Source organism: Ferruginibacter sp. (genome assembly GCF_031430955.1).
In the GTDB taxonomy this organism is placed as follows: Bacteria; Bacteroidota; Bacteroidia; order Chitinophagales; family Chitinophagaceae; genus Ferruginibacter.
Genome location: NZ_JANPCM010000681.1, coordinates 1 through 1982, shown reverse-complemented (window position 1 = coordinate 1982; position 1982 = coordinate 1). Strand labels below are relative to the sequence as shown.

Genomic DNA, 1982 nt, shown 5'->3' with positions numbered 1-1982 from the left:
ATAAGTGTATTGAATAAAATATTTGTAGGCATTCAATAAATGTGTTTTTACTTTAGCCGAATCAGTTGTCCATTGTGCCTCGCCAAGATCAATTACTTTTTGATAGCTTGGAGCTGCAAGACCTAAAGCCATGGTAGTATCCATTTTCTCTTGTGACAGTGCAGTCATATAATATCCATAAGTTTCGTTAGGATATTTGGTAATGTAAGAACTCCATCCATCTATTGCAGCCTGATAATTTGCACCACGGCTAAAGTTTATAGAAGCGTTAAAAATATCTGTTTTTGTAGGTGCTTTTTTGGTATCAAGAATTTTCTTGTACCAGTTTGCCGCATCTAAATATTGCTTTTGAGATTCGAACCTGGCTGCCATTGTTTTCATTAATGCCACTTTACCAATTTCGGTAGTATCGAAAGTGATACCTTTTTCAATTAAGGTTGCTGCGGCAGCTTCGTTGCCCGGAAATTTTAATAAGTTTCTTACATAAAATTCAATATCTGTTGGGCCAACCTTTTCTGGTTTTTGCAATTGAAAGAATTTTTCAAAAGAAGTTTTTGCATTTACTGAATCGTTTAATTTGTCGTAAGCATAGCCTTTTAATCCATATAAACGAACATCAGGATTTGCGCCACCGCCTGTAATACATGCATCAGCCTGAGTGATTGACTCAGCAAATAAACCCTGTGCATATTTAATGGTAGCCCTGTAATAACATGATTGTGGTTCATCATCCCCCATTAACGTTAAATATTTTTCGAGGTATTCTGCCGATTTTTTTACATCAGTTTTATAAAATAAATTATACAGGTTATTATAAACAGGTGCATAATTAGCATCCATTGCAATGGCCTCATTAAAATACCTCATATAAATTTCCGACTGCGTAAAGCCCTGAGTTTGATAAATTTTACCAATGCGGTATTTTGCCCTTGCATAAGCTGAGTTAACTGTTAAAGCACTTTCGTAAGCCCTTTGTGCACTACCGCCATCAGAAGCTTTGCGGTAAGCATCACCTAATAAAGCCCATGTTTCAGGATCTTTAAAGCCCTTTAATGTTGTGGCTAATTTTAATTTATCAACAGCATAATTTGCATCGCCATTTTTAGAATCAAAGTCGCCATTTGCTAAACCAATTGCATTTAAAACAGCAATATTCTTTCCCTGACTTAATGAAATGGCAGTTTCAAAACGATTACGGGCATCCTGAGTTTTACCTTCCAGCAATTCAATATGCCCGATACCTGCAGTTAATAAAGCGTTGTTGCTGTTGGCTTCAAGCGTTTTGCGGTACAATTCTTTTACAGCCGCAATATTTTCTGTTTTATCGGGGCCTAACATTGTTTGGCCAAGCCAATACACAGCATCGGCGTTATTTGCGTTTGCTGCAACTAATTTTTCAAATACAGCTTTTGCGCTTTTGTATTTTTCGTAATACAAAAACTTTTTGCCTTCATCAATACTTTGTGCATTAATAAAGTTTGCAACCAGCATAGTGGTTAAAAATAATACCGCCGCTTTTATCTTGTTCATTTTTTTTGCTTTTATACTTTTACAATGTTATTAATTTTATAGACACTTTCTTCAAAAACCATAATAAACTTTTTATAATTTTTCGTTGATCTTTACATTTCTGATATAAAAACTCATTTTATGTCCTAAATATGCCCTTCTGAAAATCAACTGCCCTCTTTCATTTTTTAAAAAACTTGTAAACCCTGTACCAAGCCCTGCACTACTTTCTTTGGCGATGTAATACAAACCACGTACCAAAGGGTATCTTTTAGTTAAGATGCCCATCTGGGTTGGTTTTACATACATTGAGTCGGTACAGTTATCACATTTTATGTACGCCATTTTTACTTTCTTTAACATATTAACCTGTGCAGTATCTTCCGGGTTTCCTATCCAGCTTATCCCAACAAAACCCACAGCATTTTCATCAGTGGCAACATATTCCAATACTTCCCTGCTGCTCTTTACAG

At 35.5% G+C, this 1982-nt stretch carries 1 protein-coding gene and 1 pseudogene; both read right to left on the bottom strand.

Translation table 11 applies throughout. The features are described from left to right. On the bottom strand, positions 1–1530 hold a 1530-nt coding region (locus ACY65O_RS19455; RefSeq protein ID WP_462222521.1), incomplete at its 3' end, for a tetratricopeptide repeat protein. A 72-nt stretch (positions 1531–1602) separates the two neighbouring features. Continuing rightward, positions 1603–1982: pseudogene (locus tag ACY65O_RS19450) on the bottom strand (PstS family phosphate ABC transporter substrate-binding protein); the annotation flags it as partial.